General features: G+C 68.5%; 19 protein-coding genes. 9 read left to right on the forward strand and 10 right to left on the reverse strand.

Annotation, left to right across the window (positions count from 1 at the left end):
• Nucleotides 1–215: 215 nt before the first annotated feature.
• Nucleotides 216–410 (reverse strand): hypothetical protein, encoded by a 195-nt coding sequence (locus tag KXD96_RS20370; RefSeq protein ID WP_260739243.1) that lies wholly within the window; start codon nucleotides 408–410, stop codon nucleotides 216–218.
• 53 nt (nucleotides 411–463) lie between these two features.
• Here KXD96_RS20370 and KXD96_RS20375 point away from each other — a divergent pair, with 53 nt between their 5' ends.
• Nucleotides 464–1,699: an FAD-dependent oxidoreductase gene (locus KXD96_RS20375; RefSeq protein ID WP_260739246.1), complete on the forward strand. Its 1,236-nt coding sequence runs from the start codon at nucleotides 464–466 to the stop codon at nucleotides 1,697–1,699.
• 56 nt (nucleotides 1,700–1,755) lie between these two features.
• Nucleotides 1,756–3,792, forward strand: coding sequence for a glycoside hydrolase family 15 protein (locus KXD96_RS20380; protein ID WP_260739248.1), 2,037 nt, complete (start codon nucleotides 1,756–1,758; stop codon nucleotides 3,790–3,792).
• Between the two features lie 357 nt (nucleotides 3,793–4,149).
• On the opposite strand, the gene KXD96_RS20385 is transcribed toward KXD96_RS20380, so the two are convergent.
• Both KXD96_RS20385 and lepA read right to left on the reverse strand, forming a co-directional pair.
• Nucleotides 4,150–4,938, reverse strand: a complete 789-nt coding sequence (locus tag KXD96_RS20385) for a sensor domain-containing protein (RefSeq protein WP_260739250.1) — start codon at nucleotides 4,936–4,938, stop codon at nucleotides 4,150–4,152.
• Nucleotides 4,939–4,940: 2 nt separating this feature from the next.
• The gene (lepA, locus tag KXD96_RS20390; RefSeq protein WP_260745470.1) at nucleotides 4,941–6,851 is read right to left on the reverse strand and encodes a translation elongation factor 4; all 1,911 of its coding nucleotides are present in this window, start codon (nucleotides 6,849–6,851) and stop codon (nucleotides 4,941–4,943) included.
• Nucleotides 6,852–6,918: 67 nt separating this feature from the next.
• On the opposite strand from lepA, the gene KXD96_RS20395 reads away from it, so the two are divergent.
• On the forward strand, nucleotides 6,919–7,518 hold the full coding sequence (locus KXD96_RS20395) for a type II toxin-antitoxin system PemK/MazF family toxin (protein WP_260739252.1): 600 nt from the start codon (nucleotides 6,919–6,921) through the stop codon (nucleotides 7,516–7,518).
• A 91-nt stretch (nucleotides 7,519–7,609) separates the two neighbouring features.
• On the opposite strand, the gene KXD96_RS20400 is transcribed toward KXD96_RS20395, so the two are convergent.
• Complete coding sequence (locus tag KXD96_RS20400) at nucleotides 7,610–8,038, reverse strand: CBS domain-containing protein (RefSeq protein WP_040622910.1); 429 nt, start codon at nucleotides 8,036–8,038, stop codon at nucleotides 7,610–7,612.
• Between the two features lie 195 nt (nucleotides 8,039–8,233).
• Between KXD96_RS20400 and KXD96_RS20405 the strand changes: the two genes are divergently transcribed.
• On the forward strand, nucleotides 8,234–9,073 hold the full coding sequence (locus KXD96_RS20405; protein ID WP_260739258.1) for a ribonuclease Z: 840 nt from the start codon (nucleotides 8,234–8,236) through the stop codon (nucleotides 9,071–9,073).
• 131 nt (nucleotides 9,074–9,204) lie between these two features.
• On the opposite strand, the gene KXD96_RS20410 is transcribed toward KXD96_RS20405, so the two are convergent.
• The 3 genes from KXD96_RS20410 to KXD96_RS20420 are packed head-to-tail and all read right to left on the reverse strand — an operon-like array spanning nucleotide 9,205 to nucleotide 12,682.
• Complete coding sequence (locus tag KXD96_RS20410; RefSeq protein ID WP_260739260.1) at nucleotides 9,205–10,044, reverse strand: transglutaminase family protein; 840 nt, start codon at nucleotides 10,042–10,044, stop codon at nucleotides 9,205–9,207.
• Nucleotides 10,044–11,021 carry an alpha-E domain-containing protein gene (locus tag KXD96_RS20415; RefSeq protein ID WP_260739262.1) on the reverse strand — a complete coding sequence of 326 codons (978 nt, stop codon included), beginning with the start codon at nucleotides 11,019–11,021 and terminating at the stop codon, nucleotides 10,044–10,046. Before KXD96_RS20415 ends, KXD96_RS20410 begins: the two co-directional genes overlap by 1 nt.
• On the reverse strand, nucleotides 11,021–12,682 hold the full coding sequence (locus KXD96_RS20420; RefSeq protein ID WP_260739264.1) for a circularly permuted type 2 ATP-grasp protein: 1,662 nt from the start codon (nucleotides 12,680–12,682) through the stop codon (nucleotides 11,021–11,023). The genes KXD96_RS20415 and KXD96_RS20420 overlap by 1 nt, the downstream gene beginning before the upstream one ends.
• 147 nt (nucleotides 12,683–12,829) lie before the next feature.
• Here KXD96_RS20420 and rpsT point away from each other — a divergent pair, with 147 nt between their 5' ends.
• Nucleotides 12,830–13,090 (forward strand): 30S ribosomal protein S20, encoded by a 261-nt coding sequence (gene rpsT, locus KXD96_RS20425; RefSeq protein WP_260739279.1) that lies wholly within the window; start codon nucleotides 12,830–12,832, stop codon nucleotides 13,088–13,090.
• A 15-nt stretch (nucleotides 13,091–13,105) separates the two neighbouring features.
• Here the strand turns inward: rpsT and holA are convergent, their stop codons facing one another.
• From holA to KXD96_RS20440, 3 genes are read right to left on the reverse strand one after another with little or no spacing between them, the layout of a single operon-like run.
• Entirely contained in the window at nucleotides 13,106–14,065 is a 960-nt protein-coding gene (gene holA / locus KXD96_RS20430) for a DNA polymerase III subunit delta (RefSeq protein ID WP_260745471.1), read from the reverse strand.
• Between the two features lie 14 nt (nucleotides 14,066–14,079).
• On the reverse strand, nucleotides 14,080–15,687 hold the full coding sequence (locus tag KXD96_RS20435) for a ComEC/Rec2 family competence protein (protein WP_260739280.1): 1,608 nt from the start codon (nucleotides 15,685–15,687) through the stop codon (nucleotides 14,080–14,082).
• Nucleotides 15,688–15,692: 5 nt separating this feature from the next.
• Nucleotides 15,693–16,529: a ComEA family DNA-binding protein gene (locus KXD96_RS20440; RefSeq protein WP_260739283.1), complete on the reverse strand. Its 837-nt coding sequence runs from the start codon at nucleotides 16,527–16,529 to the stop codon at nucleotides 15,693–15,695.
• 195 nt (nucleotides 16,530–16,724) lie between these two features.
• On the opposite strand from KXD96_RS20440, the gene KXD96_RS20445 reads away from it, so the two are divergent.
• The 4 genes from KXD96_RS20445 to KXD96_RS20460 all read left to right on the forward strand — a co-directional run bounded on the left by KXD96_RS20445 (nucleotide 16,725) and on the right by KXD96_RS20460 (nucleotide 21,305).
• Entirely contained in the window at nucleotides 16,725–17,885 is a 1,161-nt protein-coding gene (locus KXD96_RS20445) for an acyl-CoA dehydrogenase family protein (RefSeq protein ID WP_260745472.1), read from the forward strand.
• Between the two features lie 7 nt (nucleotides 17,886–17,892).
• Entirely contained in the window at nucleotides 17,893–18,999 is a 1,107-nt protein-coding gene (locus KXD96_RS20450; RefSeq protein ID WP_260739286.1) for an acyl-CoA dehydrogenase family protein, read from the forward strand.
• A 3-nt stretch (nucleotides 19,000–19,002) separates the two neighbouring features.
• Nucleotides 19,003–19,434, forward strand: a complete 432-nt coding sequence (locus KXD96_RS20455; RefSeq protein WP_260739287.1) for a PPOX class F420-dependent oxidoreductase — start codon at nucleotides 19,003–19,005, stop codon at nucleotides 19,432–19,434.
• Nucleotides 19,435–20,246: 812 nt separating this feature from the next.
• Entirely contained in the window at nucleotides 20,247–21,305 is a 1,059-nt protein-coding gene (locus KXD96_RS20460) for a dihydrodipicolinate reductase (protein ID WP_260739290.1), read from the forward strand.
• Nucleotides 21,306–21,430 lie beyond the last annotated feature (125 nt).

A 21,430-nucleotide genomic window follows, 5' to 3' on the forward strand; every position in this document is an offset into this window, starting at 1 on the left:
CGTGGCAGTCAGCGACAACAGTGCACGAGGACATGGCGCCCCACGACACCGAATGTCGAATGCATGGCGGGAAGCCTAACAGGAATCGGCAGGCCCGCCACCGCGCGCCGGGCTGAGCGGCACCCCGGGTGTTCAGTGCGTTACCCACCACGCGACGAGCACGAGCACCACGAGCGAGACCAGAATCAGCGTCACGTGTGACCGGGGCATGCGCGTTACCCGGGCGCCCCACCGGCGTGGCGGACACGGCGCATCAGGGCGATGCTCTTGCCGAGTAGGCCGTCGAGCAACCCCGCCGTGACGGCGGCCACCACCAGCACGACCGGCATCACCACCATGGCCTGGAGTACGAAAGCGAGCCCGGAAAGCCACAGCTCGTTGCCGTCCCACCAATTCAGGAACGCGGTCACGGGCTCACCCTATTCGGGCCTGCGGCGGAAAACCAATGTGCCAAGATCGGCGCATGCCTCCCCCGTTCCCCGCGTCGGAGGCGACCGCGTGCCTGATCGCCGGCGGCGGACCGGCGGGCATGGTGCTGGGCCTGCTGCTGGCCCGCGCCGGCGTTGACGTCACGGTGATGGAAAAGCACGCCGACTTCCTGCGTGACTTTCGCGGCGACACCGTGCATGCGAGCACCCTGCGACTGCTCGACGAGCTGGGGTTGGGCGCACAGTTCGCGCAGATTCCGCATCGCCTTATCGACACCGTCCAGATGGAGATACAGAACCACCCGGTGGCACTCGACCTGACCCGCCTTCCGGGCGCGCACAAGCACATCGCCCTGGTGCCGCAATGGGACTTCCTGGAACTGGTAGCCACCGCCGCCGAGGCAGAGCCGAGCTTTCGGCTGCTGCGCAGCACCGAGGTGGTCGGCGTGATCCGGGACGCCGACCGCGTCGTCGGCGTCACCTACCGCGACCCCACGGGCGAGATCAAAGAAATGCGGGCCGAGCTGACCGTGGCCTGCGACGGCCGGTCTTCCACCGTGCGTGCGGCGGTCGGCCTCACACCGCACAGCTTCGGCGCGCCCATGGACGTGTGGTGGTTCCGCTTGCCCCGCCATCCCGGCGATCCTCGGGGGCTGGGCGGCGTGCTGCGGGCCGGGCACGCGGTCATCGTGGTCGATCGCGGCGACTACTACCAGATCGCCTACATCATCCCGAAGGGAACCGACGCCCAGTTGCGGTCTCAGGGCATCGAAGCGCTGCACCGGGCGCTGGTCGGCATGGTGCCCTGGCTCGGTGACCGCGTGGCGACGCTGACAACGTTCGATGACGTGAAACTGCTTGACGTGCAACTTAATCGGCTTTCCCGTTGGTATGCCGACGGCGTCCTGTTCATCGGCGACTCCGCGCACGCGATGTCGCCGGTGGGTGGGATCGGCATCAACCTCGCGGTGGCCGACGCGGTGGCGGCCGCCCGCATCCTGGCCGGCCCGCTGGGCGCGGGGCGGGTGCCCACCTGGCGGCTGGCCCGGGTACAGGCGCGACGCTGGCTTCCCACGGTGGGGCTGCAGGCCGCACAACGACTGATCCACGCCAAGGTGATCGCCGCCGCGGTAGGCGGACAGGAGCACCGAGCGCCGCTCGGCGTGCGGCTGGCGGGCCGTTCCACGGCCCTGCGGCGGCTCGTCGGCTACCTCGTCGCGGTCGGCCCGCTGCCGGAGCACGCCCCGAGATTTGCCAGGCGCCGCGGCTGAACGCCACGTCGGCGAAAGAATGGACGCCGGGCCGCTCAACAGATGATGATGTCGGGATGGTCCTGCACGCCCAGCCCGATGAGCAGCCCGCCGACGCCATGCCGGATGAAGCGTTCCAGGCGGCCTCGGCGGCCCTGCCGTCGCCCATCGACTTCAGCGCGCCAGCGCCACTGGCCTCCAGCGGGGCACTGCGGAACCCGTTTCCGCCGATCGCCGATTACGCGTTCCTGTCGGACTGGGAGACGACGTGCCTGATCTCCCCCGCCGGGTCCGTCGAATGGCTGTGCGTCCCGCGGCCGGACTCGGCCAGCGTCTTCGGCGCAATCCTGGACCGCAGCGCCGGCCATTTCCGGCTCGGCCCCTACGGCGTCTCGGTGCCCTCGGCCCGCCGCTACCTGCCCGGCAGCCTGATCATGGAGACCACGTGGCAAACCCACACCGGGTGGCTGATCGTGCGCGACGCCCTGGTAATGGGGCCGTGGCACGACATCGAGCGCCGGTCGCGGACCCACCGGCGCACCCCGATGGACTGGGACGCCGAACACATCCTGTTGCGCACGGTGCGCTGCGTCAGCGGCACCGTCGAGCTGATGATGAGCTGCGAGCCCGCTTTCGACTACCACCGCGTCGGCGCCAACTGGGAATACTCGGCCAACGCGTACGGCGAGGCGATCGCGCGGGCTACCAAGCAGCCCGACGCCCACCCGACGCTGCGGCTCACCAGCAACCTGCGGATCGGGCTGGAGGGACGCGAGGCGCGGGCGCGCACCCGAATGAAGGAGGGCGACGACGTGTTCGTCGCCCTGAGCTGGACCAAGCACCCGGCGCCGCAGACCTACGAAGAGGCCGCCGAGAGGATGTGGCAGACCACCGAATGCTGGCGGCAGTGGATCAACATCGGCAACTTCCCCGATCACCCGTGGCGCGCCTACCTGCAGCGCAGTGCGCTCACCCTGAAGGGGCTGACGTACTCACCCACCGGCGCGTTGCTGGCGGCCAGCACCACGTCGCTGCCGGAAACGCCGCATGGCGAACGCAACTGGGACTACCGCTACGCCTGGGTGCGCGACTCCACGTTCGCGTTGTGGGGGCTCTACACGCTCGGACTGGACCGCGAGGCGGACGACTTCTTCGCGTTCATCGCCGACGTCTCCGGCGCCAACAGCAACGAACGCCACCCGCTGCAGGTGATGTACGGCGTCGGCGGCGAACGCAGCCTGGTCGAAGAGGAGCTGCACCACCTGTCCGGTTATGACCACGCGCGGCCGGTGCGGATCGGCAACGGCGCCTACGACCAGGTGCAGCACGACATCTGGGGCTCGATCCTCGACTCGTTCTACCTGCACTGCAAATCCCGCGAGCAGATTCCGGAGAGCCTTTGGCCGGTGCTCAAGAAGCAGGTGGAAGAGGCCATCAAGCACTGGCGCGAGCCCGACCGGGGCATCTGGGAGGTCCGCGGCGAACCGCAGCACTTCACCTCGTCGAAGGTGATGTGCTGGGTGGCGCTCGACCGCGGGGCGAAGCTGGCCGAGCGGCAGGGCGAGAAGAGCTACGCCCAGCAGTGGCGGGCCATCGCCGAGGAGATCAAGGACGACATCCTGCAACACGGCGTGGATTCCCGCGGGGTGTTCACCCAGCGCTATGGCAGCGACGCGCTGGACGCGTCGCTGCTGCTGGTGGTGTTGACCCGGTTCCTGCCGCCGGACGACCCGCGGGTGCGCAACACTGTGCTGGCCATCGCCAACGAACTCACCTCGGAAGGTCTGGTGCTGCGCTACCGCGTGGAGGAGACCGACGACGGGCTGTCCGGCGAGGAAGGCACGTTCACGATCTGCTCGTTCTGGCTGGTGTCGGCGCTGGTGGAGATCGGCGAGGTGGCGCGCGCCAAGCGGCTGTGCGAGCGGCTGCTCGCCTACGCCAGCCCGCTGCACCTCTACGCCGAGGAGATCGAGCCACGGACCGGCCGGCACCTGGGCAATTTCCCGCAGGCGTTCACCCACCTGGCGCTGATCAACGCGGTGGTGCACGTGATTCGCGCCGAGGAGGAGGCCGACGGCTCCGGGATGTTCCAGCCCGCCAACGCGCCGATGTAGGAGCGGCGATCGCGAGCGCGGCCGCTAGGCCGGGCGAAGCGGGTCGCCGCCATCAACGCGGCGGCGATCGCGAGCGCGGCCGCTAGGCCGGGCGAAGCGGGTCGCCGCCATCAGCGCGGCGGCGATCGCGAGCGCGGCCGCTAGGCCGGGCGAAGCGGGTCGCCGCCATCAGCGCGGCGGCGATCGCGAGCGCGGCCGCCAGGCCGGGCGAAGCGGGTCGCCGCCATCAGCGCGGCGGCGATCGCGAGCGCGGCCGCCAGGCCGGGCGAAGCGGGTCGCCGCCATCAGCGCGGCGGCGATCGCGAGCGCGGCCGCCAGGCCGGGCGAAGCGGGTCGCCGCCATCAGCGCGACCCGACTCAGCTCAGGTCGCTGACCTTATCCATCATCGCGTGCGCGATGTCGATGGCGCTGCGGTGCGCGTCGCCGGAGCCCTCGTCCGACGGGCTCGTCGAATTGAAGAACGCCACCTCGACCTCAACGAGACAGTTCCCCCGCACACCGATGGCGCGCGCCTCGGGCCTGGGTCCGCTGGACGGCAAACCGGGCAACTGGGTGTCGATCGAAAGGGTCGCGGCCAGAACCGAATCCGAGACCCGCACCTCGGAGATGGTGTCCGAGAAGACGACCGCGGGGCGGTCGGTGATGATGCTGGGGCGCCCGATGGTCACGGTCGTGCCGTCGCAGTCGCGCCACTGCTGCGCAAACTGTTGGAACAGCGCGGCGGCCCCGGCGGCGCTGGACAGCGCAACCACGCCCTCGGCGACACTGATCACCTTCGCCGGCCCGCGCTGGTTCCACCACGTCTCCCGCGCCGCATTCTTGACGTCGCCGGACCGGTAGGCGTCCTTCACCATCATCGAGGTGACACCGACGCAGTTGGCGGGCGAGACCGCCCCGAAGGCCGGCGGCAGCACCTCGGGACCGCCGAACCGCGCTGGAAGTTCGGCTTTGGATCCGAAGGACTGGCCGAGCAGCTTCGACAGCTCACGGTCGTCGAGGAGCACCTTCTTGACGGGTTGCCCGATGACCGGGTGGGGCTTCAGACCCGGTGCCGGCCGCGGGGTGCCGGCGACGGTGCACCCGGCGGTCAGCGCGACGGCCAGCAGGCAGATACCGACCACACCACGGACCCGCGCCAGTATCACTGCTACTTCTTGCCCTTGTCTCCCGCGGCGTCGGTGGACAGCGCCGCGACGAAGGCCTCCTGGGGCACGTCCACCCGCCCGATGGTCTTCATCCGCTTCTTGCCTTCCTTCTGCTTTTCCAGCAGTTTGCGTTTGCGGGTGATGTCCCCGCCGTAGCACTTGGATAGCACGTCCTTGCGGATCGCCCGAATATTCTCGCGCGCAATGATTTTCGATCCGATGGCCGCCTGCACCGGCACCTCGAACTGCTGGCGCGGAATGAGCTCTTTGAGCTTGGTGGTCATCTTGTTGCCGTAGGCGAACGCCGAGTCTTTGTGCACGATCGCGCTGAACGCGTCGACAGCCTCGCCCTGCAGCAGGATGTCGACCTTGACCAGCTGGGCCTCCTGCTCGCCGGCCTCCTCATAGTCCAGGCTGGCGTAGCCGCGGGTGCGCGACTTCAGCGAGTCGAAGAAGTCGAAGATGATCTCGCCGAGCGGCATGGTGTAGCGCAACTCGACCCGCTCGGGCGACAGGTAGTCCATGCCGCCCAGCTCGCCGCGGCGGGACTGACACAGCTCCATGATGGTGCCGATGAACTCGCTGGGCGCGATGATGGTGGTCTTGACGACGGGCTCGTAGACCGTGCGGACCTTGCCCTCGGGCCAGTCCGACGGGTTGGTCACCACGATCTCGGTGTCGTCTTCCTTGATCACCCGGTAGACGACGTTCGGCGAGGTCGAGATCAGATCCAGGTCGAACTCGCGCTCCAGGCGTTCGCGGGTGATCTCCATGTGCAGCAGTCCCAAGAAACCGCACCGGAAGCCGAAGCCCAGCGCCACCGACGTTTCCGGCTCGTAGGTCAGGGCCGCGTCGTTGAGCTGCAGCCTGTCCAGGGCGTCGCGCAGCACCGGGTAATCGGAGCCGTCGACGGGATACAGGCCCGAGTAGACCATCGGCTTGGGTTCGCGGTAGCCCGTCAGCGCCTCGGTGGCGCCGTGGCGAGCCGTCGTCACCGTGTCGCCGACCTTGGATTGGCGAACGTCCTTCACCCCGGTGATCAGGTAACCCACCTCGCCCACCCCCAACCCCTCGCTGGGCTTGGGCTCGGGCGAGACGATGCCCACCTCGAGCAGCTCGTGGGTGGCGCCGGTGGACATCATCAGGATGCGCTCGCGCGGGACGATCTTGCCGTCCATGACCCGGACGTAGGTCACCACGCCGCGGTAGATGTCGTAGACGGAGTCGAAGATCATTGCGCGGGTGGGCGCATCGGCGTCGCCTTGCGGAGGGGGCACCTCGCGCACGACGTGGTCGAGCAGGTCGGCGACGCCCTCCCCGGTTTTGCCGGACACCCGCAGCACGTCGCCGGGTTCGCAGCCGACGATGTGGGCGAGTTCGGCGGCGTAGCGCTCGGGGTCGGCCGCAGGCAGGTCGATCTTGTTGAGCACCGGGATGATGTGCAGGTCGCGGTCCAGCGCCAGGTACAGGTTGGCCAGCGTCTGCGCCTCGATGCCCTGGGCGGCGTCGACCAGCAGCACCGCGCCCTCACAGGCCTCCAGCGCCCGCGACACCTCGTAGGTGAAGTCGACGTGGCCGGGGGTGTCGATCAGGTGCAGGACGTACTCTTCATCGCCGACCTTCCAGGGCAGCCGCACGTTCTGCGCCTTGATGGTGATCCCGCGCTCGCGCTCGATGTCCATCCGGTCCAGGTATTGCGCGCGCATGGACCGCTCGTCGACGACGCCGGTGAGCTGAAGCATCCGGTCCGCCAGCGTGGACTTGCCGTGATCGATGTGGGCGATGATGCAGAAGTTCCGAATCTGCGCCGGCGCGGTGAAGGTCTTGTCGGCGAAACTGCTGATGGGAATCTCCTGGTCTGCACATGCTTGAGGCGGGCTTGAGCGCCGGCTCAGTTGGTATGTCCAGGGTATCTAGGCGGGGCGGCCGAGACCTACTTGGACACAATCGCGCCCGCGCGCCCGCGTCTATGCTGCGAATATGGCGTCTGCCCGCAAATCCCAGTGGAAGACGTTCCAGCGCTTTGCCGAGAACCTGGTCTTCGATCGGGCGCCGCGGCTGGCCCGGCACGTGCAGAACTCGCAGACCGTGCTGCGGGAGCTGCAGCAGGCCGTCAGGATCACCGCGAACGTCATCGCCGCGGCCGCACCGCAGCCGCCCGCGGTCACCGCGGGGCGCCCGGTGACGAGCACGAGCTTCCCCACCGCCCAGCGGGCCCGCAAGCTGGTGTATGCCCCCGACCTCGACGGCCGAGCCGATCCCGGCGAGATCGTCTGGACCTGGGTGGTCTACGAGGACGACCCCACCCGCGGCAAAGACAGGCCCGTGCTGGTGGTCGGTCGTGACCGCCGAGTCCTGCTCGGGCTGATGGTGTCCAGCCAGGAGCACCACGCCGAGGACCGGGACTGGATCGGGATCGGTTCCGGCGCTTGGGATTACGAGGGCAGGCCGAGCTGGGTCCGGTTGGATCGCGTGCTCGACGTGCCTGAGGAGAGCATCCGCCGCGAGGGCGCGATCCTGGAACGGGAGATCTTCGAGCTGGTGGCCGAGCGGTTGCGCGCCGACTACTCCTGGAGCTGACCCGCGCCCAGCGTGTAACCACTGCGAGAAGATGGCAGGATTTTCGCGCTGAGTGCACGCTCGGCGAAAAGCTGCGGTCAGCCGCGCCGAGCTAGCCCTGCGTGATGTAGGACTGCAGCTGCTGCTGCTCGGCCTCGAGTTCTTCCATGCGGGTCTTCACCACGTCGCCGATGCTGACGATCCCGATCAGCTTCTTGCCGTCGAGCACCGGCACGTGGCGCACCCGGTTCTTGGTCATCAGCACGCTGAGGGAGTCCACCGTGTCGGCTTTCGTGCAGGTGGCGACGGTGGTGGTCATGATCTTGGAGATCGGGCGCGACAGCACGCTGGCGCCATGGGTGTGCAGTTGGCGCACGACGTCGCGCTCGGAGACAATGCCGACGACACCCTCGTCGCCGACCACCACCATTGCGCCGATGTTCTGCTCGGCGAGGCCCGCGAGCAGCTCTTTCACGGTCGCCTCGGGGTTGATGGTCACCACCGCCGCGCCCTTGTTTCGCAACACGTCTGCAATCCGCATCAAGGACCTCCAGCTGGTCGTGATCCGCTTCACATCAGGCTACGGCTAACTCGCGCGGCGGAAAAGCCACCACGAGCACCGGTAGCCGATCCGTGTCCATACCCTGACGTCAGCGCTCGAAACCAACGCGGTGCTCCACGGCCGGATCGTCGGATTGACCCACTGCCAAGGGCCGCGGCTTGCAAGATAGGGGCCATGATCGAGATCACGCTCCTCGGAACCGGAAGCCCGATCCCCGACCCGAACCGGGCCGGGCCGTCGACTCTGGTGCGCGCCGGCGGACAGGTGTTTTTGGCGGATTGCGGCCGCGGCGTGCTGCAGCGCGCGGCGGCGGTGGGCGTGGGCGCCGCCGGGTTGTCGGCACTGCTGATCACCCACCTGCACAGCGACCACATCGGAGACCTCGGCGATCTCCTCATCACCCGCTGGATCAGCACCTTCGCACCGGACCCCGCGCCGCTGCCGATCATCGGGCCGCCCGGGACCGCGGAGACGGTCCAGGCGACGCTGCACGCGTTTCGCCACGACATCGAGTACCGGATCGCGCATCACGCCGACCTGAACGCCCCACCGGCGGTCGAGGTCCACGAATGCACCGAGGGGGCGGTGTGGGACCGCGACGGCGTGTCGATCCGCGTGGCGCCAACCGATCACCGGCCGGTAGCGCCGACCATCGGGTTCCGCATCGACTACGGGACCGCCTCGGTGGTGCTCGCCGGGGACACCGTGCCCTGCCCCGGCCTCGACGAGCTGGCGGCCGGCGCCGGTGCGTTGGTGCACACCGTGATCCGAAAGGACATCGTCGGCAACATCCCGCAACAGCGGCTGCAGGACATCTGCGACTACCACTCGTCAGTCGAAGAAGCGGCGGCAACCGCCGCCCGCGCGGGGGTCGGCACCCTCGTCATGACGCACTACGTGCCGGCGCTGGTGCCGGGCCAGGAAGAACAATGGCGCGCGCTGGCCGCTTCGCAGTTCGGCGGGCGGATCGAGCTCGGCGACGACCTGCATCGCGTCGAGATCGACGCGCCCTAGCTCGTTCCCGAACGTCGTCGCCCGCAAAGGCAGCAGCGCCCCGGCCAGATCACACCGCCGTCAACCGGGGAGCCACCGCGGGGCGCAGCGTCGTTCATGGCATGAACGCTATGCCCGCGCAGGCTCCACGGCTAAGCCAGCCGGGTGACCTCCACGACCACGTCGAGATCGGTCGCACCCTGACCGGAGTAGATGCCCTTCAGGGGAGGGACGTCGGTGTAGTCGCGGCCGGCGCCCACACTGACGTATTGCTCGGAGATCTCGGTTTCGTTCGTCGGGTCGTAGCTCCACCACCCGCCCGTCCACGCCTGAACCCAGGCGTGACTGCGCCCGTCGACCGTGTCCCCGACGACGGCGTGCCGCTTGGGATGCAGGTAACCCGACACGTAGAGCGCGGGAATCCCCATGGCGCGCAACAACATCAGCGACAGATGCACGAAGTCCTGGCAGACGCCCTTGCCCTGGTTCAACGCATCCAGGCCCGACGAAGCCACGCTGGTGGTCCCGGGGAGATATTCCACCTCGCCGCGCACCCAGTGGGCCGCGGCGACGACGACGTCGGCGGGCTGGTGCGACTTGGCGATCTTTTTCGCCACGGACGCCACCTTTTTGCTCGCCGGGGTGTGCCCGGTGGGGCGAAGCAACTCGTCGAACCGGTCGATCACGGCCTCCGACCGCAGGTCACCCCAGCCGACGCCGGCCGCCCGCGGTTCCGGCGGATCGGTTTCGACCACCGAAGACGACGTCACCGTGAGATCGGTGTGCGGCGCGTGCAGGTCGAATGCCGTTACGGCAGTGCCCCAATAGTCGATGTAGCGATAGGACCTGGTTGCGGGGATCGTTTCGACGCGATTGAGGATGACGTTCTGCCTGGCGTCCGACCGCGGGGTCAGCCGGGCCTCGTTATAGGACGCGGTCACCGCCGACTGGTACGCGTACCCGGTGGTGTGCACCACCCGCAGGCGCCACATCAGGCGTCCCCCTGCCTTTTGACCACGGGGGCGTGGTTTCCGGCATCCGACCATGCCACCCACGGGGTGACGTGGAAGTACTGCAGCGACAACGCTTCTCCGACATCGCGACAGGTTCGCTGCAGCCCCGCCAAGCGGATCTCCAGGGACTCCAGCAGCACGCCGGGTTGCACGAATTCCAGTTCGCTGCGCGCCTGCCCGAGCAGCCGCTGCGCCTCCCCGGTGGCCCCGATCCGGCTCTGCCGATTGTGCAGCAGTTCGTCGAGGTTGTGTTCGGCCAACCGCAGCGAATAGAACACCGACCGGGGAAACAGCCGGTCGAGCAGCATGAACTCGACCACCCGGCCGGCATCCAGCACGCCGCGGTAGGTGCGCAGGTAGGTGTCGTGCGCGCCCGCCGAGCGCAGCAGCGTCACCCATGCCGGGGACGACGCGCTGTCCCCCACCCGCGAAAGCAACAGCCGCACAGTCATGTCGACCCGCTCGATCGCCCGGCCCAGCACCATGAAGCGGTACCCGTCGTCGCGGGACAGCGTCGAGTCCGCCAGGCCGGCGAACATCGCGGCCCGTCCCTCGATGTAGGCCAGGAATTCGTGGGGCCCAAGGCGTTTGGCGGCACGCTCGCGTTCGGCCAGGGCATGGTAGGTGCCGTTGAGGCACTCCCAGATCTCGCTGGACGTCACTTCCCGCGCAGAGTTGGCGTTCTCCCGCGCCGCCGTGATGGCGTCGACGATCGAACAACCGCCAGAAGCGTTGGTGCTGAAGGCCACCAGGTCGGTCAACGACCAGACGTCGAGGTCGTGGCTCGGGGGATCGATTCCGAGCACCCGCAGCAGCACCCGGGACGCCTGGTCCGGGTCGACACTGGAATCCTCGAGCAGTTGGTGCAGCGTCACGTCGAGAATGCGCGCGGTGTCGTCCGCGCGCTCGACATAGCGACCGATCCAAAATAACGCCTCTGCGTTACGGGCGAGCATCAGCGCATCGTCCGTTGCTGTTGCTGTTCCTGGGGCGATTCCGTGGGTTGCGCCTGCGTTTGCGGCAGTCGCGGCGCGCCGTCCAGCATCGGGTCGGGCATCGACTCCGGCAACGAGCGCACGACTTCCGCCGCGCCGAGTTCCCGGTCGCCACGTGACGCGCGGGGCGCCAGCACCCACGTGTCCTTCGAGCCACCGCCCTGACTGGAGTTGACCACTCGCGAGCCCTCGACCAGGGCGACCCGGGTAAGCCCGCCGGGCAGCACCCACACGTCGTCGCCGTCGTTGACCGCGAACGGCCGCAGGTCGACGTATCGGGGCGCGAGCGTGTCGCCGACCCGCGTCGGCACGGTGGACAGTTCCATCATCGGCTGGGCAATCCAGCTGCGCGGATCGTCACGAATCTTCTTGGCGACGGCGGCCAGATCTTTCTCGCACGCTTCCGGCCCGAACACGATGCCGTAACCCCCGGACCCCTCGACCGGCTTGAGGACCAACTCGTCGATCCGGTCCAGCACCTCTTCGCGTTCGTCGTCGAGCCAACACCGGTAGGTCTCGACGTTAGCCAGCAGTGGCTTCTCCCCCAGGTAGTACTCGATCATCGTCGGCACATACGTGTAGACGAGCTTGTCGTCACCCACACCGTTGCCGATGGCGCTGGAGATGACGACGTTCCCGGCGCGCGCGGCGTTGACCAGGCCGGGCACGCCCAGCACGGAGTCGGCGCGGAATTGCAGCGGGTCCAGGAAGGCGTCGTCGATGCGACGGTAGATGACGTCGACCTGCACCTCCCCTTCGGTGGTGCGCATGTACACCTGGTTGTCCCGGCAGAACAGGTCGCGCCCCTCGACCAGTTCGACGCCCATCTGACGGGCCAGCAGTGAGTGCTCGAAGTACGCCGAGTTGTATACCCCGGGCGTCAGCACCACCACCGTCGGATCGGCTTCGTTGGTGGCCGCGGAATTGCGCAGGGCGCGCAGCAGGTGCGACGCGTAGTCGTCGACCGCACGCACCCGGTGGGTGGCGAACAGATTCGGAAAGACCCGCGCCATGGTCCGCCGGTTCTCCATGACATAAGACACCCCCGACGGCGAGCGCAGGTTGTCCTCGAGAACGCGAAAGTTGCCCTTCTCGTCGCGGATCAGGTCGATGCCGGCGACGTGGATGCGCACGCCGTTGGGCGGGACGATGCCCACCGCCTGGCGGTGGAAATGCTCGCAGGAAGTGACCAGGCGGCGCGGGATGATGTCGTCGTTCAGGATCTCCTGGTCGCCGTAGATGTCGTCGAGATACATCTCAAGGGCCTTGACGCGCTGGATGATGCCGCGCTCCAACCGGCTCCACTCGGCGGCCGAGATCACCCGGGGAACCAGGTCGAGCGGAAAGGGCCGCTCCTGACCCGAGAGCGAGAACGTGATGCCCTGGTCGATGAACGCGCGGCCCAGCGCCTCGGCGCGGGCCTTGAGTTCCGAGGCGTCCGACGGCGCAAGCTCGGCGTAGATGCCCTTGTAGGGCCCCCGCACGACGCCCTGGGCGTCGAACATCTCGTCAAAGGCCATGGAATAGATGTCCGACGACGCGTTGTATCCCCCGAAAATGCGCTCGGCGCGCGCAGCGCGTAACCCCCACCCGGTTCCCTCAAGCTGGCTCGGAAGGCTCACTTGTCAGATGCTGCCTCAAATTGGCGTTATGGCAGGCCACGGGTTCCCGTTTTGGGAGAAAACGTAACCGACTGATAACCTGGGCAGTCGCTGTGGTGGTATCCGGCGCCGAAAAACAAACGTCGAATCGAAGAAGGAACTAGAAGCGTGGCCAACATCAAGTCGCAGCAGAAGCGCAATCGCACCAATGAGCGCGCTCGCCTGCGCAACAAGTCGGTGAAGTCTTCGCTTCGCACCGCCGTCCGGGCGTTCCGCGAGGCGGCCCACGCCGGCGACAAAGAGAAGGCCACGGAGTTGCTTGCATCGACCAACCGCAAGCTGGACAAAGCGGCCAGCAAGGGCGTGATCCACAAGAATCAGGCCGCCAACAAGAAGTCGGCCCTGGCGCGAGCCCTCAACAAGCTCTGAGCCCCGCCCGCCCGCTCACCGATTCCGGTGGGCGGCCAGCTCGGCCACCTTCCTGACCGCCGATTCCAGCGCGTAGTCCGCGTCGGCCACGGCCCCTTTGACGTTGGCGTTGAGCGTCGCCACCACCTTCATCGCGGCCGCCACACTGTCGCGCGACCAATACCGCGCCTGCTTCTGGGCCTTCTGGACCCGCCAGGGCGGCATGCCCAACTGCGACGCCAGCCGGTAGGGATCGCCTGACAACGGCCCGACCCGGCCGATCGTGTGGACGGCTTCGGCCAGCGCGTCGGCCAACACCACCAACGGCTCGCCGCGCATCATCGCCCACCGCAGCGCCTCGGCGGCCCCCGCGACGTCGCCGACCACCGCCTTGTCCGCGATGTCGAACCCCTTCACCTCGGCTTTGCCGCTGTGGTAGCGGCGGACCGCCGCGGCGTCGACGAGCCCGCCGGTGTCGGCGACCAACTGCGAACAGGCGGCCGCCAGCTCCCGCACGTCGGAGCCGACCGCGTCCAGCATCGCGGTCACGGTGTCCTCATCGACCTTGACGCGCAGCGCGCGAAACTCCTTGCGGACGAAGTCGATTCGCTCGCTGGCCTTGGTGATCCGCGCGCACGGATGCACGTTGGCCCCGAGTGACTGCAGCTCGGTGGCCAGCGCCTTGGCCCGACCACCACCGGAGTGCACCACCACCAGCGTGGTGCCCAGGGGAACGTCGGCCGCGGCCGAGGCGATGACCGCGGCGGCCTCCTTGCCCGCTTCGCCGGCGGCCTCGAGCACGACGATGCGCTCGTCACCGAATAGCGACGGGCTCAGCAGTTCGGCGAGCTCGTAGGTGCTGACATCGCCCGCCCGCATGCGGCTGACCGGAACGTCGGCCTCGTTTTGGGAGCCGGCCCGCCGACGCGCCGACCGCAGCACGTCTGCCACCGCCCGCTCGACCAGCAGCTCCTCGTCTCCCAGGACCAGGTGCAACGGCGAATCCTCGCTCACCCCACGATGGTGTCACGACGCACCGACCACGCCGCCCGGGGATCCAGCAGCGTGGACAACCACCAAGCCAGCGCGCAAAGCGCACCCAAGCCGACCGCGGCCCCAATCCAGCGCCGGCCGCGCCGCCGCGCGGCCATGACGACGATCACCACGGTCACCGCGGCGACCAGCAGCACCCCTGGCACGCCGGACGGAACCGGCACCGTCGCCGCGGGGGCCCCGGCCGACCACTGCGCCACCCGCACCACCCACCACAGTTCGGGGCCGGTGAACCGGATCAAGATCTGCGCGCCGGGCGGCCACGCCACGCTCAGCACCGCTGCGGCGCTGCCCAGAACGGTGATCGGCGCTATCACCGGTGCCGCAGCGAGGTTGGCGGCCACCGCCACCAGGCTGACTCGCCCGGAGATACCGGCCACCAGCGGGGCGGTCACCACGTGCGCGGCCACGGCGACCGCGAGCGCGTCGGCCAGCGGTTTCGGGCAGCCTCTCCCGACCAGGCGCCGCGACCACGCCGGCGCGATGACGACCAGGGCGGCCGTCGCGACCACCGACAGCGCGAAGCCCACGTCGACGGCCAGCTGCGGCGCCACCGCCAGCAATCCCAGCACCGTGCCGCAGAGCGCCGGAATGGCTTGGCGCCGACGCGAAGACAGCATCCCCGCCAGTGCGATGACGCCCATCACGGCCGCCCGCAACACGCTCGCCGTCGGTTGCACGACGACGACGAACGCTACGAGCGTCAGCGCGGCGAGGACGACGGCCGCCCGCGGGCCGAGCAGGCGCGCCGAGAACAGGACGGCGGCGCAGACGATGGTCACGTTGGCGCCCGACACCGCCATTAGGTGCGTCATTCCCGCCGCGCGAAAGTCGCGCTCGGTCTCGGCAGTGACCGCCGAGGTGTCACCGAGGACCAGGGCGGGCAGCATCGCCGCCTGCTCGGCGGGCAACGTGTCCCGAACGGCGGCGGCGAATCGACCGCGCAGCGCGTGGGCCGCCCGCTGCACGGCGCCCGCGGTGCCCGCGACCGGGCGGCCCGACGCGTTGAGCACCGCGACGGTCAGGTCGCGGCGGGTCGGACGGCTGATCCGCGCGGTGAACCGCACCGGGCGGCCCACCATCAGGACGTCGGCTGGCGATTCGAAGTCCGCGGCGCGCGCGAAAACGACCACCCGGCCCGACGTCTGCGCGTCGCGCAGGCGCTGCAGCGTGGCGCGAAACATGAGCCGGCCGCGACCCAACGGCACCGGGCTCTCGGTCGGGGTGACGGTCACCGGGCCGGCAGCGCCGAACGCTGCGGTGATCGGGTGGCGGTCAACCGCTTCGGCGCGCAGCGCGACCGCGAACCCGAACCCCGCGCCGGTGACACCGACCGCGACCAAGCCGGCGGCGACGCCCCGCAGTCGCCCGGTCTCGTCCCGCCGGCAGGCGGCGCGCCACGCCAGCCCCGAGGCGGCGACCAACAGCACACAGCACGCCGCCACCGCCCGGCCGATCGCCCACCAGATGCCGGCGGCGGTCACCACCCAGCAGGTAAGCGCGGCCGGCACCAGCCGCGCATCGAGGCGCGTCGCGCCGCCCGATTCGAGGCCGGGATGGTGCACCGGCGTCAGACCCGGACCAGGGCGCGCAGCTTCTCCAGGCGCGCCGGGCCGATGCCGTCGACATCGGCGAGCTGGTCGACGCTGGTGAATTTGCCGTTGGCCTGCCGCCAGGCGACGATCGCAGCGGCCGTGATGGGTCCGACGCCGGGCAGGGCGTCCAACTCCTCCGCGGTCGCGGTATTGAGGTCGAGCACCCCGCCCGCCTTGGGCTTGACGGACCCCGTTCCTGGGCGCGGCGGCGGCTTCGACGTCGGCGTCGAACCGGACGCCACCGAACTTCCCAGAGCCGTCGGCTGCCCGGGGGCGGGAGCAAGCCCGACGACGATCTGCTCACCATCGCCGAGCGGGCGCGCCATGTTCAGCCCGACGGTGTCCGCCCCGCTCACCGCACCTCCCGCGGCCTGCAACGCGTCGGCGATGCGCGCGCCGGGCGCCAGGGTGACCAGACCGGGGCTGTGCACCAGGCCCACCACGCTCACCACCACGGGCCGGTCGGGGCTCGCCGACGACTTGGGGCTCGTCGTGGACGCCTTCTCCACTGGCGGCAGCTTGGCCGACATCACCGGCGCCGGGCGGTCGCGTAGCAGGGTGAACACCGTGACCAGCACGGCCAGCGCGGCCACGATCGCCAGGCCGACGGCACCGGCACGCCCGGGGTCGGCACGTAGCTTCGCCATCCAGCCCCGATCCGCGGACGCGTCGGGCAACCATCGCGGCAGCAGCGAATTCGGGTCCTCGTCTGCCGCCTCCCCTGATGGCATCGACCCCGCGCCGTCGTACTCCGCGTCCGGTTCGGCACCGAGTCGCCGCTGCAGGCGCTCGGCGGGAAGTTCTGTTCGCATGCGCCCACGGTAGGTGCGTGAACCGCCCGATCGGCCCCGCTTCCCGGTGCCGCGACCGGCGACTGTGGACTAAACCGAGGCTGTGCACAACCGCTGTGCGCGATGGGTCAATATGGAACCACGAACGCATCGCCAGGACCGGGCATCCACCCGTCGCTGGTGGCCACTTTCACCCCCAGACGACAGGAGGTCGCCGTGCAACTGGCGCTCACACCGGAGGAGGCCGCGTTCCGCGACGAACTCCGCGCCATCTACACCACCAAAATCCCGGAAGAGATGCGCGAGCGGGTGCGCCGGGGCGCCGCGGAAGTGAACCGCGACGACATCGTCACCAGCCACAAGATCCTGCACGAGCACGGTCTGGCGGTGCCGAACTGGCCGGTCGAGTGGGGCGGCAAGGACTGGACGCCGACCCAGCACCAAATCTGGGCCGACGAGATGCAGCTGGCGTGCGTCCCGGAGCCGCTGAACTTCAACACCAAGATGGTGGGCCCGGTGATCGCCGAGTTCGGTTCGGAGGAGCTCAAACAACGCTTCCTGCCGCCGACGGCCAGCCTCGACATCTGGTGGTGTCAAGGGTTCTCCGAGCCGGAGGCCGGTTCGGACCTGGCCTCGCTGCGCACCACCGCGGTCCGGGACGGCGACAGCTACGTCGTCAACGGCCAGAAGACCTGGACCACGCTGGGCCAGTATGCGGACTGGATCTTCTGTCTGGTGCGCACCGACCCGCAGGCCCCCAAGCGGCAGGCCGGCATCTCGTTTCTGCTGTTCGACATGAAGACACCGGGCATCACGCTGCGGCCCATCAAGACGATCGACGGCGGCCACGAAATCAACGAGGTGTTCTTCGAAGACGTCCGGGTGCCCGCCAATCAGCTTGTCGGAGAAGAGAACAAGGGCTGGACGTACGCGAAGTTCCTGCTGGGCAACGAACGCACCGGCATCGCCGGGGTAGGCCGGACCAAAGTGCGCCTCGCCGAGGTGAAGAAGCACGCGGCGGCCGCCGGGGTGCTCGACGATCCCCTGTTCGCGGCGCGGCTGGCCGAGGCCGAAAACGAGTTGTTGGCACTGGAACTCACGCAGTCGCGGGTGGTCACGGACTCCGCGAACGGGCAGCCCAACCCCGCGTCGTCGGTGCTCAAGCTGCGCGGCAGCCAGCTGCAACAGGTGGCCACCGAACTGCTCGTCGAGGTGGCCGGGCCGGATGCGCTGCCCGCCGACGGGGATGGCATCGCGTCCCCGGCCTGGGCGCAACACAGCGCGCCGCACTACCTCAACTACCGCAAGACGTCGATCTACGGCGGCAGCAGCGAAGTGCAGCGCAACATCATCGCGTCCACCATTCTGGGATTGTGAGGCAGCCATGGACTTTCAGTTGAGCGACGAGCAGGTACTGCTCCGCGACACCACCCGCGACTTGCTGTCGCGCACCTACGACCCGGAAAGCCGCAACAAGATCATCGGTTCCGACCTCGGCTGGAGCCGTGAGGTGTGGAGTCAGCTTGCCGACACCGGGATACTCGGTCTCGGTTTCGACCCCGACGAGTCGGGGCAGATCGAGATCGCGGTGGTGCTCACCGAGATCGGGCGCCGGCTCGCCCCGGAACCGGTCCTGCACGCCGCGCTCGGCCCCGGCGCGCTAATCGCCGAGCTGGGCAGCCAGGAGCAGAAGCAGCTGCTCGACGACGTCGCGGGCGGGCGGCGGTTGCTGGCGTTCGCCCACCTCGAACCGGGCCGCCGCACACCATCCGTCGACGTGGGCACAACCGCTGCGCGGCAAGGCGATTCGTGGACCTTGAGCGGTCGCAAGAACCCGGTGCTTGCCGGTGACTGCGCCGACACCCTGGTGGTCAGCGCCGCCCTGCCGGACGGGGGCACCGGCCTGTTCCTGGTCGACGCGGGCGCCATCACCCGTCACCCGTACCGGACCTTCGACGGACAACGCGGTGCGCAGGTCGACTTGGACGCCACACCGGCCGAACCCTTGGGCGAGGCGGTCGACGCGTCGCAGGCCATCCGCGACGCCGTCATCCGCATCCAGGCGGGGCTGTGCTCCGAAGCGCTCGGGGCGATGGAGGAAGCGCTGCGCCTGACCACCGAATATCTCAAGACCCGCAAGCAGTTCGGCGTCACGCTCAACAAATTTCAGGCACTCACCCAGCGGGCGGCCGACATGTACGTCTCGCTGGAGCTGGCCCGCAGCATGAGCCTGTACGCGTCGATGTCGATCGCCGACGGCAACCTCGACCCGGTGATCGCCTCGCGGGCCAAGCTGCAGATCGGCCGCTCGGGCCGGCACATCGCGCAGGAATCGGTCCAGATGCACGGCGGTATCGGCGTGACCGCGGAATATCCGGTGGCACACTATGCGGCCCGGCTCACCGCTATCGAGCACACCCTGGGCACGTCCGGTGACCACCTGCACAATTTGATCGACCACATCGGCGACTACGATTTGGCCCGGCTGTAGCCGATGGCCCAGCCGCCGGGGCTATCCGAGAGGGTCGTGGAGTTCCTCTCAGCCGGCACCCGCACCGGGATGCTGGGGTACGTCGCCGCCGACGGCCGGCCGCTGGTCGCGCCGGTGTGGTTCGTGGTCGATGGCGACCAGCTGGCTTTCACGACCGGCCGTCACACGTCGAAAGGCCGTGCCCTGGCTCGTGATCCGCGAGCGGTGATCTGCGTCGATGATCCCCATCCGCCGTATTCGTTCGTTCAGGTGCAGGGCGTTGCCGCCGTCGGCGATGACCCGGCCGACGTGTTGGACATCGCCACCCGGACCGGCGGGCGGTACATGGGCGCCAACCGCGCCGAAGAATTCGGCCGCCGCAATGCAGTGCCCGGCGAGGTCGTGGTGCGGCTGCGCCCCACCAAGGTCGTTGCGGGCTTCGATATCAGCGCGTGAAACGGGCGCAACGCCCGCCAAGTCTGATCGCGTAGCGAGTCCAGTCGGCATCAAAGAAGCCGATGACGAAACGTCGTCTAAACGACATTGCAGGCAGAAGTGCTTTATGGCTGTGTGACAAATGGCTCTACGCCTCCCTGGGTGGGCGCAGCGATTCTACTAAGCGTGGTCACATCGGAATCGGCGAATAGCAATAGCACGGTCGCGCGAAAGGGGCTCGGCATGAATCTGTTCAAAGTCGCCGCGGCCGTTGCGCTGGTATCGCTCTTGGCCCTTGTATTCGCCGCCGGAGCCGTCTTTGGAATGCATGACTTCACAGGCGGTTGCGGCGAGTCGGTCGCACCCGGGGGTCCTGAGTCGAAGGCCTCGGGAGCGTGTCTGGATTATTGCAGGAGTGATTGGCGGCGAAGGGTGCAACTTTGCTACTACCCCGAGCACGACTACTGGACCACCCAGCAATGCCTTCGAGATGCCCACAGCAACCTCGAAACTTGCAAACAGAACTGTGGCTAGTATCTTCCGTGAGCGCACAGGCGATCCATTAGGCGAACAGAGGGCGATGTTCAAATAGTGCGAAGGTGCGAACAGAGCGCACCCCTGGAACTCACTTTGCTGACAATCACTGCTCCTGCAGGGCGGAGGTTCGTCACTGGGGCGTACTGAGCGCCAATTGCGCGAAGCAGTTAGTCCCAGCGGAAGAGCGGCTTTGGCCCGGCGCGCCTCCGGTTCGCGCCGCCGATTCCCGACTCGGGTTCAACGGCACCAGACCCGCTTCGCATAATGACTTGAACGCACCGCCAAAGGAGCACGCGATGAGCAAATCCCCGACAGACCGTCCGCTGCGGGTGATCCAGTGGACCACCGGCAACATCGGGCGACGTTCGCTGCACGCCATCATCGGCAGGCCGGACATGGAGCTGGTCGGGGTGTACGCGCACGGGGCGGACAAGGTCGGGGTCGATGCCGCCGAACTGGCCGGCTGGCCGGAACCGACCGGCGTGCGGGCGACGAATGACATCGATGCGCTGCTCGCCCTGGGCGCCGACGCGTGTTGCTATAACCCGTTGTGGCCCAACATCGATGAGCTGGTGCGGTTGCTGGAATCGGGTGTCAACGTGTGCTCCAGCGCGGCTTGGATCACCGGGGGCAAGCAGACACCCGAGGACCGCGAGCGCATCGCGGACGCCTGCAAACGAGGCGGTTCGACGATCTTCGGCAGCGGGGCGCACCCGGGCATGACCAACATGGTCGGCATGGTCCTCAGCGGCGCCTGCGAACGCGTCGACGAGATACGCATCACCGAGTCGGTGGACTGCTCGACTTACGAATCGGCGGAAACCCAAAAGGCGATGGGCTTCTCGCAGGATCCGGACACTCCAGGCCTGGCGGAAAGCGTCCGGCGTGAAAGCGAGGTCTTCGCCGAATCGGCCGCCATGATGGCCGACGCGATCGGGGCGAAGCTGGACCGGATGACGTTCGACGTGACGTTCACCGCGGCCACCGGTGATTCCGACCTGGGCTTCATGAAGATCCCCGCGGGAACGGTGGGCGGCGTCTACGGCTACCACCGCGGCTGGGAAGGCGACCGCAACGTGGTCAGCGTCGGCTTCAACTGGACCATGGGCAGTCACGTGATGCCGCCCAAGCCGTTGGAGCACGGCCACGTCATCCAGGTGTTCGGGCTGCCCAACATGCGGACCGTCCTGCATTGCCTGCCGCCGAAGGATTGGACCGAGCCCGGGTTCATGGGATTGGGAATGATCTACACGGCGATGCCGGTTACCAACGCTGTCCCGGCCGTCGTCGCCGCCGAGCCCGGGATCGTGACGCTCGCCGACCTACCACCGGTGACCGGCCGGGTGGCGCGCTAAGCCCCCCACGGCATATGCCGTTCACCACGCCGGAGGCCCCCGGAGGAACGCTCACGTGCACTAAGGTTTAGAGTGCTTAGCTGAGCAAATGGTCGAAAGACATCGAGGTCGTCGGCGAGGTAGGT

It is taken from the genome of Mycobacterium sp. SMC-2 (assembly GCF_025263485.1).
GTDB lineage: Bacteria > Actinomycetota > Actinomycetes > Mycobacteriales > Mycobacteriaceae > Mycobacterium.